This window comes from Novosphingobium malaysiense (assembly GCF_000802225.1).
GTDB classification, from domain to species: domain Bacteria; phylum Pseudomonadota; class Alphaproteobacteria; order Sphingomonadales; family Sphingomonadaceae; genus Novosphingobium; species Novosphingobium malaysiense.
Window position 1 is genome coordinate 136,330 of record NZ_JTDI01000003.1, and the last position, 14,644, is coordinate 150,973.

Consider the following 14,644-nt stretch of genomic DNA (forward strand, 5'->3'; position numbering starts at 1 on the left):
TTTCGTTTTTGGCAGTTGCGCATGGGTTTTGGCAATCATATCCTACCCGAAAATCCGGGAGGGATCTGAACGTGCATGCAAAATACCCCGCGGTATTCTCCCCTGTCCAACTGGGGCCGGTCGAATTGCCCAACCGGTTTTTCTTCGCGCCTCACGGCTCTGCGCTTTCCGCAGGCACCAAGCCCGCCGACGATCTGGTGGCCTATAGCGCCGAGCGCGTGAAGGGCGGCGGGTGCGGCCTCGTGGTCGTGGCCCTGGCCATGCACGAGCGCGGTCGCACCCGGCAGCCCAGCCCGCACGAGGCGGTCAACATCCCTGCCTTCCGCGTGCTGACCGATGCGATCCATGATGCGGGAGGCAAGATCTTCGGCGAGCCGTTCTACCACTGGATCGGCGCCGGGTACTGGCAAGTGTTCAGCCCGCCTGCGCCTGCGATGGCGCCGTCGGTGCGGCAGTTCGGCCATGGCGGTCGGGCGCACTCGACGCGGGCCATGTCGCGCGACGAGATCGCCCGCATGATCGAGGCCACGCGCGTCACGGCCGCGAACATGGCCGAGGCGGGTTTCGACGGGATCATGCTGCACGTTAGCCACGCTGCATTGATCCAGCAGTTTCTCTCGCCCTGGTTCAACGAACGCGCCGACGAATACGGCGGTTCGCTGGAAAACCGCATGCGCTTTCTGGTCGAGAGCCTGCGCGCCGCGCGCGAGGGTGGTGGGGAGCAGTTCGCCGTGGGCCTGCGCCTCAATTGCGATGAACAGCTGGAAGGCGGCTATGGCCCGGACACGGCGCGCGAAGTTGTCGCGCGTCTCGTCGAGCAGGGGCTGATCGACTACATCGATCTCGACGTCGGGCTGGAGCCGCAGCAGTTCCGTCATGGCATGCCCACAGGCTTCGAGCCGGGGCAATACTATCGTCCCTGGGTCGAAAAGGTGCGCAGTGCGGCGGGCGATGTGCCGGTGCTGTCGGTGCTGGGCAACGTGACCGACATGGCGCAGGCAGAGGCAGCATTGCAGGCGGGCGCATGCGACGTGATCGGCGCGGCGCGCCAGCTCATTGCCGAGCCGGACTTCGTTCAGAACGCGCGGGAAGGGCGTGAGGATCGCAGCCGCACCTGTATCGCCTGCAACTGGTGCACGGCAGCCGGCGGCGACGGTGCGCAGGGCTGCGCGATCAATCCCGCGTCCTACCGCGACCGGATCTGGGGGCGGCACAGCTATGAGCCGGCGGCCCACCCCAAGCGCGTCGTCATAGTCGGCGGTGGCCCGGGCGGCATGGAAGCGGCGCGTGTCGCGGCGGAGAAAGGGCACCGTGTGACCCTGTTCGAGGCCCGCGATGTCCTGGGCGGGGCCCTGGCGCTCTGGGCCGATCTGCCGGGACGCGAGCACTACCGCGCGGCTATCGACTGGTGGCAAAGCGAAGTCGCCCGTCTGGACATCGATGTACGGCTGGGCGCAGCGGCCGATGAAGCGGCGGTGCTCGCTGAAAAGCCCGATGCGGTCATCGTGGCGACCGGTGCCAGCTACAGCCCCGGCGGCCGCTCGATTACCTATGATGGTGATATACCGGGCTCTGATTTGCCGCATGTCGTGCGGCCCGAAGACGTGCTGCTTGGCGGAAGGCGGCCAAATGGCAAGGTCTGGATCTTCGATGCCGAGGGCTATCACACCGGCACCGGCATCGCCGAAATGCTGGCCACGAACGGCGCCGAGGTGAACTTCGTGACCGCAGGCTATTCGCCCGTCTCCGCGCGCAACACCGACAACTGGGAGGAATACTATATCGTCGGCCGGATGAAGCGCGCCGGCGTGAAACTGGTCCCCTCGCACTGGGTGAGCAGCATCGGCGAGCGCACGGTGACCTTGCGTGATGTGCACACCGGAGAGGAGCGACGCGAAGTTGCCGAGGCGGTGGTTCTGGCAACGGGCCGGGTACCGCAGGATAGTCTGGCGCGGGCACTGGAAGGAAAGGTACCGCAGCTCTTTACCATCGGCGATGCGCTGTCGGCGCGGATGCTCGCGGCGGCAACCTACGAGGGCCAGAAGTTCGCGCGCGCCATCGGCGAGTCGGACGGTCCCGCATCGTTCGCAGAGGCGTGGTTTTCGCCCGACCCTCTCTCCGTCGTGCCGTTCCCGGCCGACGTCGAGCGACCCGCCCCGGCAGCCTGATGGCCGTCGGCCGGGAACGGCATCACTAGCGCCAGCGCAGCCGTTCTCGGGTGAGCTGGTCGACGCTGGTCACGCCCATCAGCTTCATGTCGCGTTCGATCTCTTCCTTCAGGATCGTGATCGCGCGTTCGACGCCCGGCTGCCCGGCCGCGGCGAGCGCGTACAGGTACAGCCTTCCGCCCGAGGCGCAGGTGGCGCCGCTGGCCATCGCTTTCAGGACATGCGTGCCGCGCCGCACGCCGCCGTCGCAGATGATCTCTATCTGTCCGCCGACGGCATCGGCAATCTCGCGCACCTGGTCGAAGGGTGCGCGGCTGCCGTCGAGCTGGCGGCCCCCGTGGTTGGAGATCATGATCGCATCGGCGCCGATTTCCACCGCGCGGCGCGCGTCCGCCACGCTCATCACGCCCTTGAGGCAGAAGGTGCCGCCCCATTCCTCGCGGATCTGCGCCGCCATCTTCCAGTCGAGCGACTGGTCGAGCATCTCGGTGAAATAGCGCTGGATGCTCATCGCCTCGCCGGTGCCGGCGCTGACATGGGTGTCGAGGTTGGGCAACGCGAATTTCTCGCGAAACACGTAATCGAGCGCCCAGCGCGGCTTGAGCGCGTAGGACAGCAGCGAGGAGGGCGTGAAGCGCGGCGGCGAGGAAAAGCCCGAGCGCAGGCACCGCTCGCGCTTGCCGCCGACGATGGTGTCGACCGTGAGCGCGATGGCATCGAACTTGGCCGCCTGGCAGCGCTCGATCATCGAGCGATTGAGCCCCTTGTCCTTGTGCACGTAGAGCTGGAACATCTTGGGATTGTCGCCCATCGCGCCGATTTCCTCGATCGACACGGTGGCAAGGCTGGATATCCCGAACCACAGATTGAACTTCTGTGCCGCCCGCGCCACGGCGCGTTCGCCCTGCCAGTGAAATACCCGTTGCAGCGCCGTGGGCGAGAGGATCAGGGGCAGGGCGCTCTTGCGGCCCATGACCGTCAGAGAGGTGTCGATCGTCTCCACGCCTGCAAGCACATCAGGCACCAGATCGACATCGTCGAACGCGGTCGTGTTGCGGCTCTTGGTCAGTTCGTCGTCGGCCGCACCGTCGATGTAGTCGAAGACGGGCCAGGGCAGACGCTGCTTCGCAAGGCGGCGGAAATCGGCGATGTTGTGGCAATCGGACAGGCGCATGGCGTGCCTTTAGCACGCCGTCCGTCTGCTGCAATCGCGCCTAAGGTATAGGCTGTACGACGGGTTCGGAAACGTACGGAACCCCCTGGTCGGTCTTTTCGACGTCGTCATCCTTCTCGTTCTTCTTGTCGCGCTTCTTATCGCCCACGGGCTCCTTGCCTTGCGCGCGGAGTTCTTCCAGCCGGGCCTGAACGACCTGTGGCGGCGCGGGAGAGGCGGGATACTTGCAGCCGCGGGCTTCGCCCACGCCCTTAAGGAAGCCGCGCCGCGTCAGGCCGGCCTGGATCGCCGCATTGACCCTGCGATCCTGATCGTTGGCACCGGAAACTTCGCGGATGAGCCCGCGGAAGGGGATGAACGAGGTGACCAGCCATTTCGCCACGCGTCCACTGCTGATGCGGTCGCGTTCTTCCTGGGGCAGATCGATGTCGGGACCGAGAACCTGGTCCAGTTCGACGATGGCCGCGGAAAGCTGCCGGCACTTGTCCAGCCCGTGGAGCGTGTAGGGCTGCCCGACCGCGGCGGTGAGCACCGGCGGAATTTCGTCGTCACGCCCGACGTTGAGGTCGGTGATCGGTGTTCGGGCGACGTCGCCCATGTCCGGATCGTTGTCGGTGATCGGTTTGTCCGGCTGGCGGGCCCCTGCCGGCATGGCGAACAACGAGGCCGTGACAGCAGCACACAACAAGGCGCGTCTCATCCTGATACCCTCCTGTCCGGCCCCTGACTGCGGACGGGATTTTCCGCCGTCCCGAGCCGAATTTCAGCTCATATCTTCAAACGTATCGCAGGCATCTGCGTTCCCTGTTTCGAGCCCGCGCTCGAGCCATTTCATGCGCTGGGCGCTCGATCCGTGGGTGAAGCTCTCGGGGCTGACCCGCCGTCCGGCGTTACGCATCAGCGCATCGTCGCCGATCGCGCTCGCAGCGGTGAGCCCTTCCTGCAGGTCGCCGGGCTCGATCAGGTCCTTGTGCATTCCCGCCCATACGCCGGCATAGCAATCCGCCTGCAGTTCCATGCGCATCTGAAGCGCATTCGCCTGCGATGGATTGCGTTGCTGTTCGCGGCGCACCTGCCTGTCGAGGCCCAGCAGGTGCTGGACATGGTGGCCGTATTCATGCGCCACCACGTAGTATCGGGCAAAGTCGCCGCGAGCGCCGAGTTGCCGGTCGAGCTGGTCGTAGAAACTGGTGTCGATGTAGATGCCCTGGTCGGCGGGGCAGTAGAAGGGCCCCATGGCGCTCTGCGCTGTGCCGCATCCCGACCGGTCGACGCCATCGTAGAACCGTAGCATCGGCTGTTCGAAGGCAATGTTCGCTGCATCGAATTGCGATTTCCACGTGCCGTTGAGCGAATCCAGCGCGTTGCAGGCTTCGAGCGCATAGGCGTTGGCCGTGCAGACCTGCGTGGCATCGGTCGAGGCGTCCTGCCGAACCGGCGCCGTTTGCGGCTGTTGCTGAACGCTCTCGATCGTTCCCAGCATCTGTCCCGGATCGATCCCGAAGACGACGGCGCCGATCAGGACCAGCGCCAGGGTGCCACATCCCAGCTTGGCTCCGCCACCGCCAGGCAGCCGACCACCGCCCCCGCGGCTGACGCGAATGTTGTTGGGATCGAATCGCTTCAACCGCATCTGTGGGCGTCCTTTCCGCGTGGCGCCGGGGATATTGCCTGCCACGTGAGTGGCCGGCAATAAATACGCGGAGCGATGGACGGTTCCCCGGCGCGGTCCGAGCGCGCCGGCGTGCTGCAAGGATATCACAGCGCCGCTGGAAGTGTGGCAAGTTGCGCTTTTCTCAAGCACGCCGCGAATTCGTCGTATATAGAACGGATTCGATGATTTCGGGTCTGGTGGAACGGTTTAGGTGGTCGGTGGGGCTGGCGTCTCTTGGCGCGCTGCTCCTTTCAGCGTCCGTTCCGGCGCTGGCGCGGACCAGTCGTGCTGACCGTGAACTGGAATCCCGGCTACTTGCGCATATCCAAACGCTTTCCAGCGACGATTTCGATGGCCGCGAACCCGGCACCGAGGGCGAGGCCAAGACGCTGCGTTATCTCGGGCACGAATGGTACGGCATCGGTCTCGTCTCCGGCACCAACGATCCCGGCCACGAATGGTTTGCGCCCGTCACGCTGGTGGCGCGGGAACCGGCCGCATCGAGTGCCAGGTTCATGCGCAAGGGGTATCGCACCGTGATCTCGCCCGACGATGTGCTGGTGCTGACCTCGGGAAAGCGCAGCCTCGTGCGCAACGCGCCGCTGCTGTTCGTGGGCCGCGCGCGGGGACTGGACTTCACCCGCAACGAACTTGCCGGCCGGGTTGCGGTCGTGCTCGACGGCGACACGCCCGACAGCGAGCGGCAGAACGAGCTGCTGGCAATGGGCGCATCGGCGGTGCTGACCGTGCTCGACGGCGAGCGCAGCATTGAATCGGTCGTCGCGCGCCGCCAGCGTTCGGGCTATGCCCTGGCCAACGACGCCTTGGGGGGCGATCTTGAGGCATTCATCAGCCGTCAGTCCATGGACATGCTGCTCAAGGGAACGGCGCATTCGCTCGACGATCTGGAGCAGGCCGCCGCCAGCCCGGACTTTTCGCCGATCACGCTCGACGTCACCGCTTCGCTTGAGGCAGCGACGCGCGAAACGACGATCCACACGCACAACCTGATCGGCAAGCTTCCCGGAAAACACCCCGAGGAAGGTGCGGTGCTGTTCGTGGCGCATTGGGATCATTTCGGCGAGTGTGGTGAGCCGACGTCGGAGGACCGCATCTGCAATGGAGCAATAGACAACGCCAGCGGGGTGGCCGCGCTGACCGAAGTCGCGCGACGCCTTGCCAAGGGGCCGCAACCGGATCGCGATATCTATTTCCTGGCTACGACAGCGGAGGAACTGGGGCTGCTGGGTGCCCATGCCTTTGCGGAGAACCCGCCGATTCCGCTCGACCAGATCGTGGCCGCCTTCAACATCGATTCCAACGCCATCGCCCCGCGCGGCACGCCGTTCGCCATTGTCGGGCGCGGGATGACGGGGCTCGATGCGGACATCGAAAAGGTCGCCAAGGCCGAACACTTCAAGCTGACCAGCAGCGACGAGGCCAACGAATACGTGAGGCGGCAGGACGGCTGGGCGCTGCTGCAGCACGATATCCCGACGGTCATGGTGACCACGGCCTATGGCGACATCGACCGCATGCGGGATTTCTTCGATTCGGATTATCACCGGCCGAGCGACGACCTCTCGCACCTGAGCCGTTCGCTCCAGCTGGGAGGAGAAGTCGAGGACGTGAAAATGTTGACCGCTCTGGGTCGCTGGTTCGCCGATCCCAGGAAGGTGCCGTCGGACATGTAGCGCTAAGCGGCGAGTTCTCTGCCGGAATAGGCAAACTCCCCCTAGCCCAATCCCCTCGGCTTGATTACATGGGCCGCCACGATTCTCCCCGCAAAGGCATTGGTGGCAAACATGGATATCCAGCTCGGACTTACATTTGACGACGTGTTGCTGCGTCCCGCGAAGTCCGACATCGTACCCACCCAGGCTGATACGCGTACGCGCCTGACCCGCGAGATCGGGCTCAACGTTCCGGTCATTTCCTCGGCCATGGATACCGTGACCGAAGCCGACATGGCGATCGTCATGGCCCAGATGGGCGGGATCGGCGTGCTCCACCGGAACCTGACCATCGAGGAGCAGTGCGCGGCGGTGCGAGCGGTGAAGCGCTATGAAAGCGGCATGGTCGTCAACCCGATCACGATTGCGCCCGACGCCACGTTGGGCGAGGCGCAGACGCTGATGACGGCGAACCGTATCAGCGGCATTCCCGTGGTCGAGGCTTCGGGCAAGCTGGTCGGCATTCTCACCAACCGCGACGTGCGCTTTGCCGACAACCCCTCGCAGCCGGTCCGCGAACTGATGACGCGCGAGAACCTCGCGACCGTCGGCCTTGGCGTGACGCAGGAAGAGGCGCGCCGCCTGCTTCACCAGCGCCGCATCGAAAAGCTGCTGGTCGTGGACAATGCCTTCCACTGCGTCGGCCTGATCACGGTGAAGGACATCGAGAAGGCCGTGACTTATCCCGATGCCACCAAGGATGCCGCCGGACGCCTGCGCGTGGCCGCGGCGACCACGGTGGGCGACAAGGGTTTCGAACGCACCGAGGCGCTGCTCGCCGCCGAATGCGACGTCGTCGTGATCGATACCGCGCACGGCCACAACAAGGACGTGGCGCTGGCCGTCGAGCGGGTGAAGAAGCTTTCCAATTCGGCGCAGGTGATTGCCGGCAACGTCGCGACCGGCGCCGCGGCCCGCGCGCTGATCGATGCCGGGGCGGACTGCGTTAAGGTGGGCATCGGCCCGGGCTCGATCTGCACCACGCGCATCGTCGCCGGTGTCGGCGTGCCGCAGCTCACCGCGATCATGGAAGCCGCCGAAGAGGCCGACAAGTCGGGCGTGCCGATCATCGGTGACGGCGGTCTGCGCACATCGGGCGATGCCGCCAAGGCGCTTGCCGCCGGCGCCTCGACGATCATGGTCGGCTCGATGCTGGCCGGTACCGAGGAAGCGCCCGGCGAGACGTTCCTCTATCAGGGCCGCGCCTACAAGTCGTATCGCGGCATGGGCTCGGTCGGCGCGATGGGTCGCGGCTCGGCCGACCGCTACTTTCAGGGCGACATCAAGGACCAGATGAAGCTGGTTCCCGAGGGCATCGAGGGCCAGGTCGCCTACAAGGGCCCGGCTAAGGACGTGATCCACCAGCTCGTTGGCGGCATCAAGGCGGCGATGGGCTACACCGGCGCCGCGACGATCGAGGATCTGCGCAAGAATTCGCAGTTCATCCGCATTACCAATGCCGGCCTGAGCGAAAGCCATGTCCACGACGTCGCCATCACTCGCGAGGCACCGAACTATCCTTCGCGGTAAAGTGACGGCAAGGCGCTACTCTCCCCTCCCGCAGGCGGGAGGGGCAGCGAGACTTGGTCTTGCTGAGCAAGGCCTAGTCGCAGGCGGGTGGGCTTCCCGGCATGATCGGTCTGGCAAGCCCACCCCCGGCCCCTCCCGCTTGCGGGAGGGGAGAGAATGACCCCCGCCGCCCGCGTCCAGGCCGCCATCGACGTGCTCGACCTCGTGATCGAGGCGGCGCGCAGCAATGGCGCGCCCGCCGATCGCCTGATTGCCGACTGGTTCCGCCCGCGCCGCTTTGCCGGCAGCGGAGACCGCCGCGCCGTGCGCGAACTGGCCTATCGCGCGATCCGCGTCTGCGGCGAAATTCCCGAAAACGGCCGCGCGGCCATGCTGCAGGTCGCCGCACAGGATGAGCAGGTTGCGGCCCTTTTCGACGGATCGCGCCATGCGCCCGCGCCGATCGAGCCGGGCGAACCGGTGGCGCAAGCCGGTATTGCGCCGCGCTGGCTGATGGAGCGGCTGGCGTCGAGCGGCATCGCGGAAGATGAAGCCGCGGCCTTGTTGGAGCGCGCGCCGCTCGACATTCGTGTGAACACGTTGCGGGCAGGGCGGCTTTCGCTGCCCGAAGGGGCCGAGCGCACCGTGGCCGCCAATGGCTGGCGCTATCCGCCCGAAACGCGGATCGAGCAGAGCGACGCGTACAAGGCTGGCGCCATCGAAGTGCAGGACACCGGCTCGCAGCTGACTTGCGAAGCGGTGGCGGCTGCTTCCGGCGAGACCGTGATCGACCTGTGCGCCGGGGCAGGGGGCAAGACGCTCGCTCTGGCCGCCGCCATGGAAAACCGGGGCGCCTTGATCGCCTGCGACACCGACCGCGCGCGCCTGTCACGTCTTGCACCGCGTGCGGAGCGTGCGGGCGCCACGGAAATCGAGACCGTGCTGCTCGATCCAGGCCGCGAGATGCAGGCGCTCCAGCGCCTTGCCGGCAAGGCCGATGCGGTGCTGGTCGACGCCCCATGCTCCGGGACCGGCACGTGGCGGCGCAATCCCGAAGCGCGCTGGCGGCTGACCGAGCGGCAACTGGCCCGCTACGTCGAGACCCAGGCGCGCCTGCTGGATGTCGCCGCTGCTCTCGTGCGGCCGGGCGGACGGCTGGTGTTCGTCACCTGTTCGCTGCTGGATCAGGAAGGCGCATCGCAGGCCGAACAGTTCCTGGCACGCCATGCCGGATGGCAGGCGCAAGTGCCGACGCTTCCTGCCGGCGCGCCGCGAGGACCCGGCCTGCGGCTGTCACCGTACCGTGACGGGACAGACGGGTTTTTCGTCGCACGCTTCGTCTTGCTGTGATAGCGTGCCAGCCATGATGAGGACGAAACCCTCGGTCAAGGACTTGCTGATGCGTTACACGCCTGTTGCCGTTGCCCTTTCCCTGATTGTCGCCGTTTCTTCCAGCGTTTCCTATTCCGAACCTTCCCGCGAACTTGATCCGCGGGCGCAGATGTTGCTCGGCGAAGGTCGCGCTGCTGTTTCGGCAGGCAATTACAACGACGCCATCGACGCTTTCGAATCGGCGCTTACCGTGGAGCCGGGCAGCACCCATGTCCTTCTCGCCCTGGCCGACGCGACCCGCCGCGAAGGTCTGCAGGGCAAGGCGCTGCACTACTACCGGGTCGCGCTGAACGACGATCCGCGCAATCTCGCTGCGCTTGCCGGCGAAGGCATGGCCCTTGCGGAAAAGGGCGCGACCGAAAAGGCCAGCCGCAATCTCGCACGTCTGGAGACGCTGTGCGGCAAGGACTGCAGCGAGACCAAGACGCTCGCAGCCGCCATCGCCAAGGGCCCCTCGCAGCAGCGCGTGGTGACGGCTGAGGCTGTCACGCCGAAGCCGGTGGTGAGCGAGAACTGACGTTTCGTTGACCGGCTGGATGTCGGCTCAAAATTCAAGTTTTGAATAATTGCTCCCACCAGCCCGCGCTGTTTCGGCTCAAGCCGGACGGTTCGAAGACCACAGTGACATGACCGCCCTCGGGTTTTCCATGAAAGCCCTTAAATGCTGTCAGGGCCTCTACAATAATGCTGTCGGTCGCCGTTTGACTGAGACCTGCAAGGCATCCGCGTATTGGCTGAACGAGATAAATTGCTGGCTTGTACGCGTCAGGATTTCGTCTGCGCCATTCGTCAACGAAATCCTGCTCCCATGCGGTCGAAAACGATATTCCATGCCCGTCTGAGGCGACGATTTGCCAATTTTCGATTCCGTCTGGCCCACCGCCAAATGAGAACAGTTCCAATCCTCTTTGAACGTCTAGGGTTTTCCCGCTCACTGGGCTGCCGACAAATGCCATGGCCTACATGGGTAGCTTAAAGATTCGTCAATAGGAACCTCGGCTTACCCTCGCTCGACTTTTCGGATGCTTGGTAGGTCGCTAGACCTGAACGAATGCCGCCGATCCACTTGTCCATTCTTCGTCATTCCCGCGCAGGCGGGAATCCAGAGACCCCAATGGTCCAATCAAAAGCAGACGGGTGCTTTAATTCTGTCGCGATAGCGCGCTGGCGCGAGAACAAAACGTCGCCTGCAGGTGCATGCACACGCCACGTGGCGAGACTGCGACTGGATTCCCGCCTGCGCGGGAATGACGAATGTTGGCGGGTGTTGTAGCCCGCCGCCCCGTCAGATCAGTTCGCGAAACTCTTCCAGCACCGTGCGGTAGACCCGCTTCTTGAAGGGTACGATCAGATCCGGCAGCAGTTCGGCCTCGACCCATTTCCACTCGCAGAATTCCGGCGGGTTGTGCGCCTTCAGGTTGATGTCGGCATCGCTGCCGTCGAAGCGGCCGAGGAACCAGTGCTGGCGCTGGCCGCGGTATTTCCCGCCCCACAACTTGCCCATCAGTTCCTCGGGCAGGTCGTAGAGCAGTTCCTCGCGCGTGCGGGACAGAAACGTGACGTGCTTTTCCGTCACGCCGGTCTCTTCCCACAGTTCGCGATGCGCCGCTTCCTGGATATCCTCGCCTTCGTCCACGCCGCCCTGCGGCATCTGCCACCAGTCACCTTCGCGGTTGTCGATTCGCTTGCCTACGAAAACCTTTCCATGCGGATTTACGAGCATGACGCCCACGCAGGGGCGATAAGGCAGGGATTTGACGTCTTTCATCTGAAGGCACGATTCCTAAATGTATTGGGATGGCGCAAGGCGAAAATCGGCGTTGAACAAACCGGTGAGCGGCGCATGGTGCCGAGAATGGCCCAACGCTGTGCTCTTGACTAGCTTGTTTTATGGTTCTCAAGGCGGAATGTCAGGATTGTTCCCCTGAGAGATTTTCTAAGTTGCGTTGGGGAGCCCGGGCCCGCAGGGGGATAAGACAGCAATATCGGCACTTTGCCGAAGAGGATTATGATGGCGACAATCACAGCCGAGCACGAAACCGAGGCTTCCGTTCAGGACACCGCGCCGGAAGCGGTCGTCGTGCGCTTCGCGGGCGATTCCGGTGACGGCATGCAGCTTACCGGCGGCCAGTTCACCCTGTCGACCGCGCTCGCAGGCAACGACCTGGCGACCTTCCCGGACTTCCCCGCCGAAATCCGCGCGCCGCAGGGCACGCTTTTCGGCGTCTCCGCGTTCCAGATCAATTTCGGCTCGCAGGAAATCACCACGGCCGGCGACGCGCCGGACGTGCTGGTGGCGATGAACCCCGCCGCGCTGAAGGTGAACGTGCAGGCGCTCAAGCCCGGCGGTCTGGTGATTGCCGACACCGGTGAGTTCTCGAAGCGCAATCTGGACAAGGCGAAGTACGAGACCAACCCGCTCGAGGACGACAGCCTTGCCAAGTGGGACGTGCTGGCCTTCGACATTTCCGCGCTGACGCTCGAGGCGGTGAAGCCCTTCGGACTCGGCAACAAGGAAGCGCTGCGCTGCAAGAACATGTGGACGCTGGGTCTTGCGCTGTGGATGTTCGACCGCGACCGCCAGCCGCTGGTCGACTGGCTGAAGAACAAGTTCGCCAAGAACCCGGTTCTGGCCGATGCCAACATTGCCGCGCTCAATGCCGGCCATGCCTATGGCGAGACCGCCGAACTGGCCGGGCCGCTCAAGAAGCTGCACGTCGATCCGGTTCCGTCCGAACCCGGCCTCTACCGCACGATCACCGGCGCCGAAGCCGTGTCGCTCGGCCTTGTCGCCGGTGCACAGCTTGCCGATCTGCCGATGTTCTTCGGCGGCTATCCGATCACGCCGGCCTCGGCGATCCTTCACAACCTCGTGAAGATGAAGGAATTCGGCGTCACCACTTTCCAGGCGGAAGACGAGATCGCGGCGATCTGCGCTGCCATCGGTGCGTCCTATGCCGGTCAGCTGGGCGTTACCTCGTCCTCGGGACCGGGTATCGCGCTCAAGGGTGAGGCCATGGGCCTTGCCGTGATGACCGAGCTGCCGCTCGTCATCGTCAATTCGCAGCGCGGCGGCCCGTCCACCGGCCTGCCGACCAAGACCGAGCAGTCCGACCTCTATCAGGCGGTCTATGGCCGCAACGGCGATGCCTCGCTGCCGGTAGTGGCCGCCCGTTCGCCTGCCGATGCGTTCGAGTGCGCCATCGAGGCGTGCCGCATCGCGGTGCAGTTCATGACCCCGGTCATGCTGCTGACCGACGGTTATATCGGTAATGCCTCCGAACCGTGGAAGGTGCCCGATCCGGCCTCGTTCGAGCCGTTCCCGGTCTCGTTCCTCGAAAAGAACAACAACCCCGATGGCAACGTGCTGCCCTTCAAGCGCGATGCCCGCGGTGTGCGTCCGTGGATCAAGCCCGGCACCGAAGGCCTGATGCACCGCATCGGTGGCATCGAGAAGGGCATCGATACCGGCAACATCGACTACGCGCCGCAGGTTCACCAGGCCCAGACCGACGCCCGCAAGGCCAAGGTCGATGGCGTTGCCGCCGCGATCCCGCCGCAGGACGTGTGCCTGGGCGAAGAGAGCGGCAAGCTCGCCGTCGTCGGCTGGGGCTCGACCTTCGGGCCGATCCACCAGGCCGTGCGCCGCGCCCGCCGCAAGGGCATGGACGTTTCGCACATCCACGTCCGCCACGTCTGGCCGCTGCCCGGCAATCTGGGCGATCTGCTCAAGGGTTTCGACAAGGTGCTCGTGCCCGAGATGAACACCGGCCAGTTCAAGACGGTGCTGCGCGACCAGTTCCTCGTGGATGCCACGCCGCTCAGCAAGACCAGCGGCCAGCCCTTCGCGATCGCCGAGATCGAGGAGGCCATCGCCAGCTATTTCGACGGCGTGCCCGGCCATGCCGAGGGCGAAGTGCCCGTCAACGAAACCCAGCTCCCGAACCCGGAGGCTTGAGCCATGAACGACATGACCCCCATCGAAACCACGCTCAAGGACTGGGAATCGGACCAGGAAGTCCGCTGGTGCCCGGGTTGCGGGGACTACGCGATCCTCAAGGCCGTGCAGCGCACGCTGCCGATGATCGGCGCCGACCCCAAGAACACCGTGTTCGTTTCGGGCATCGGCTGCTCCAGCCGCTTCCCGTACTACGTCGAGAGCTACGGCTTCCACACGATCCACGGCCGCGCCCCGGCCTTCGCGACCGGCATCAAGCTCGCCAATCCGGATCTCGACGTCTGGCTGGTGACGGGTGACGGCGACGGCATGTCGATCGGCGGCAACCACACGATGCACGTCCTGCGCCGCAACGTGAATTGCCAGATCATGCTGTTCAACAACGAGATCTACGGCCTCACCAAGGGCCAGTACTCGCCGACCAGCCGCACCGGCACTAATTCGCCTACCAGCCCGGTGGGCTCGGTCGACCGTCCCGCGCTGCCCTGCGCCTTCGCGCTTGGCTCGGGCGCGCGCTTCATTGCTCGCGGCTACGACGTGTCCAAGGATCTTCCCGAGGTTCTCAAGGCGGCCCATGCCCACCAGGGCGCGGCCTTCATCGAGATCTTCCAGAACTGCATCGTCTACAACAAGGACCGCTTCGACGACTTCACCCAGAAGAAGGTCGCCGACGAGACGCAGGTGTGGTGCAACGACGGGGAGCCGCTGCTCTTCGCCAAGGGCACCAAGGGCCTCGCGCTCGACTGCGACACGCTTTCGCTCAAGGTGGTCGATGTCGTCGATGGCGACTGGAAGGCGGCGGGCGTGGCGGTTCACAACGTCAAGAACCGCGGTCTGGCGCACATGCTGGTGGAAATGCCTTTCGGCCCGTTCCCGATGGCGCTGGGCGTGATCTACGACGATCCGCGTCCCACCTTCGAGGGCGCCGTCGTGGCCGAACGGGCCAAGCTGATCGAAGGCAAGACCGCCGATCTCGGCAAGCTGCTCGCCAAGGGCCAGACCTGGACGGTGGAAGAAAAGGATGCGGCCCACGGGCTGATGGACTGACCAAGACCC

Annotated in this window: 12 protein-coding genes; 7 read left to right on the forward strand and 5 right to left on the reverse strand. The window is 65.0% G+C overall.

The genetic code is table 11. The features are described from left to right. The first annotated feature begins 71 nt into the window (after positions 1-71). Positions 72-2,168 carry an oxidoreductase gene (locus LK12_RS08565; RefSeq protein ID WP_039282206.1) on the forward strand — a complete coding sequence of 699 codons (2,097 nt, stop codon included), beginning with the start codon at positions 72-74 and terminating at the stop codon, positions 2,166-2,168. 25 nt (positions 2,169-2,193) lie between these two features. Here the strand turns inward: LK12_RS08565 and LK12_RS08570 are convergent, their stop codons facing one another. The 3 genes from LK12_RS08570 to ypfJ all read right to left on the reverse strand — a co-directional run bounded on the left by LK12_RS08570 (position 2,194) and on the right by ypfJ (position 4,975). After that, a complete protein-coding gene (locus tag LK12_RS08570) occupies positions 2,194-3,342 on the reverse strand; it encodes an alpha-hydroxy acid oxidase (protein WP_039282209.1) in 1,149 nt (382 codons plus the stop codon). Positions 3,343-3,382: 40 nt separating this feature from the next. Further along, positions 3,383-4,042, reverse strand: coding sequence for a hypothetical protein (locus LK12_RS08575; RefSeq protein ID WP_039282213.1), 660 nt, complete (start codon positions 4,040-4,042; stop codon positions 3,383-3,385). Between the two features lie 63 nt (positions 4,043-4,105). Then, complete coding sequence (ypfJ, locus tag LK12_RS08580; protein WP_039282216.1) at positions 4,106-4,975, reverse strand: KPN_02809 family neutral zinc metallopeptidase; 870 nt, start codon at positions 4,973-4,975, stop codon at positions 4,106-4,108. A 239-nt stretch (positions 4,976-5,214) separates the two neighbouring features. On the opposite strand from ypfJ, the gene LK12_RS08585 reads away from it, so the two are divergent. The 4 genes from LK12_RS08585 (at position 5,215) to LK12_RS08600 (ending at position 10,147) form a co-directional block, all read left to right on the forward strand. Next, entirely contained in the window at positions 5,215-6,690 is a 1,476-nt protein-coding gene (locus tag LK12_RS08585; RefSeq protein WP_039282220.1) for a M20/M25/M40 family metallo-hydrolase, read from the forward strand. A 111-nt stretch (positions 6,691-6,801) separates the two neighbouring features. Beyond that, complete coding sequence (gene guaB / locus LK12_RS08590; RefSeq protein ID WP_039282222.1) at positions 6,802-8,259, forward strand: IMP dehydrogenase; 1,458 nt, start codon at positions 6,802-6,804, stop codon at positions 8,257-8,259. A 156-nt stretch (positions 8,260-8,415) separates the two neighbouring features. Further along, a complete protein-coding gene (locus LK12_RS08595) occupies positions 8,416-9,588 on the forward strand; it encodes an RsmB/NOP family class I SAM-dependent RNA methyltransferase (protein WP_039282225.1) in 1,173 nt (390 codons plus the stop codon). A 13-nt stretch (positions 9,589-9,601) separates the two neighbouring features. Further along, complete coding sequence (locus LK12_RS08600) at positions 9,602-10,147, forward strand: tetratricopeptide repeat protein (protein WP_039282228.1); 546 nt, start codon at positions 9,602-9,604, stop codon at positions 10,145-10,147. A 34-nt stretch (positions 10,148-10,181) separates the two neighbouring features. On the opposite strand, the gene LK12_RS24615 is transcribed toward LK12_RS08600, so the two are convergent. Both LK12_RS24615 and LK12_RS08605 read right to left on the reverse strand, forming a co-directional pair. Further along, positions 10,182-10,586 carry a hypothetical protein gene (locus tag LK12_RS24615; RefSeq protein WP_156135436.1) on the reverse strand — a complete coding sequence of 135 codons (405 nt, stop codon included), beginning with the start codon at positions 10,584-10,586 and terminating at the stop codon, positions 10,182-10,184. Positions 10,587-10,915: 329 nt separating this feature from the next. Continuing rightward, complete coding sequence (locus LK12_RS08605; protein ID WP_039282230.1) at positions 10,916-11,398, reverse strand: RNA pyrophosphohydrolase; 483 nt, start codon at positions 11,396-11,398, stop codon at positions 10,916-10,918. Between the two features lie 243 nt (positions 11,399-11,641). On the opposite strand from LK12_RS08605, the gene LK12_RS08610 reads away from it, so the two are divergent. Together LK12_RS08610 and LK12_RS08615 are read left to right on the forward strand one after the other, a co-directional pair. After that, positions 11,642-13,588 (forward strand): 2-oxoacid:acceptor oxidoreductase subunit alpha, encoded by a 1,947-nt coding sequence (locus tag LK12_RS08610; protein ID WP_039284994.1) that lies wholly within the window; start codon positions 11,642-11,644, stop codon positions 13,586-13,588. Positions 13,589-13,591: 3 nt separating this feature from the next. Beyond that, on the forward strand, positions 13,592-14,635 hold the full coding sequence (locus LK12_RS08615) for a 2-oxoacid:ferredoxin oxidoreductase subunit beta (RefSeq protein ID WP_039282234.1): 1,044 nt from the start codon (positions 13,592-13,594) through the stop codon (positions 14,633-14,635). Positions 14,636-14,644: the final 9 nt, after the last annotated feature.

What these genes read in the sequence shown, in the direction of transcription:
- LK12_RS08570 (WP_039282209.1), bottom strand. Translation starts at nt 3,342, where the DNA reads ATGCGCCTGTCCGATTGCCACAACATCGCCGATTTCCGCCGCCTTGCG.
- LK12_RS08575 (WP_039282213.1), bottom strand. Translation starts at nt 4,042, where the DNA reads ATGAGACGCGCCTTGTTGTGTGCTGCTGTCACGGCCTCGTTGTTCGCC.
- ypfJ (WP_039282216.1), bottom strand. Translation starts at nt 4,975, where the DNA reads ATGCGGTTGAAGCGATTCGATCCCAACAACATTCGCGTCAGCCGCGGG.
- guaB (WP_039282222.1), top strand. Translation starts at nt 6,802, where the DNA reads ATGGATATCCAGCTCGGACTTACATTTGACGACGTGTTGCTGCGTCCC.
- LK12_RS08595 (WP_039282225.1), top strand. Translation starts at nt 8,416, where the DNA reads ATGACCCCCGCCGCCCGCGTCCAGGCCGCCATCGACGTGCTCGACCTC.
- LK12_RS08600 (WP_039282228.1), top strand. Translation starts at nt 9,602, where the DNA reads ATGATGAGGACGAAACCCTCGGTCAAGGACTTGCTGATGCGTTACACG.
- LK12_RS24615 (WP_156135436.1), bottom strand. Translation starts at nt 10,586, where the DNA reads ATGGCATTTGTCGGCAGCCCAGTGAGCGGGAAAACCCTAGACGTTCAA.
- LK12_RS08605 (WP_039282230.1), bottom strand. Translation starts at nt 11,398, where the DNA reads ATGAAAGACGTCAAATCCCTGCCTTATCGCCCCTGCGTGGGCGTCATG.
- LK12_RS08610 (WP_039284994.1), top strand. Translation starts at nt 11,642, where the DNA reads ATGGCGACAATCACAGCCGAGCACGAAACCGAGGCTTCCGTTCAGGAC.
- LK12_RS08615 (WP_039282234.1), top strand. Translation starts at nt 13,592, where the DNA reads ATGAACGACATGACCCCCATCGAAACCACGCTCAAGGACTGGGAATCG.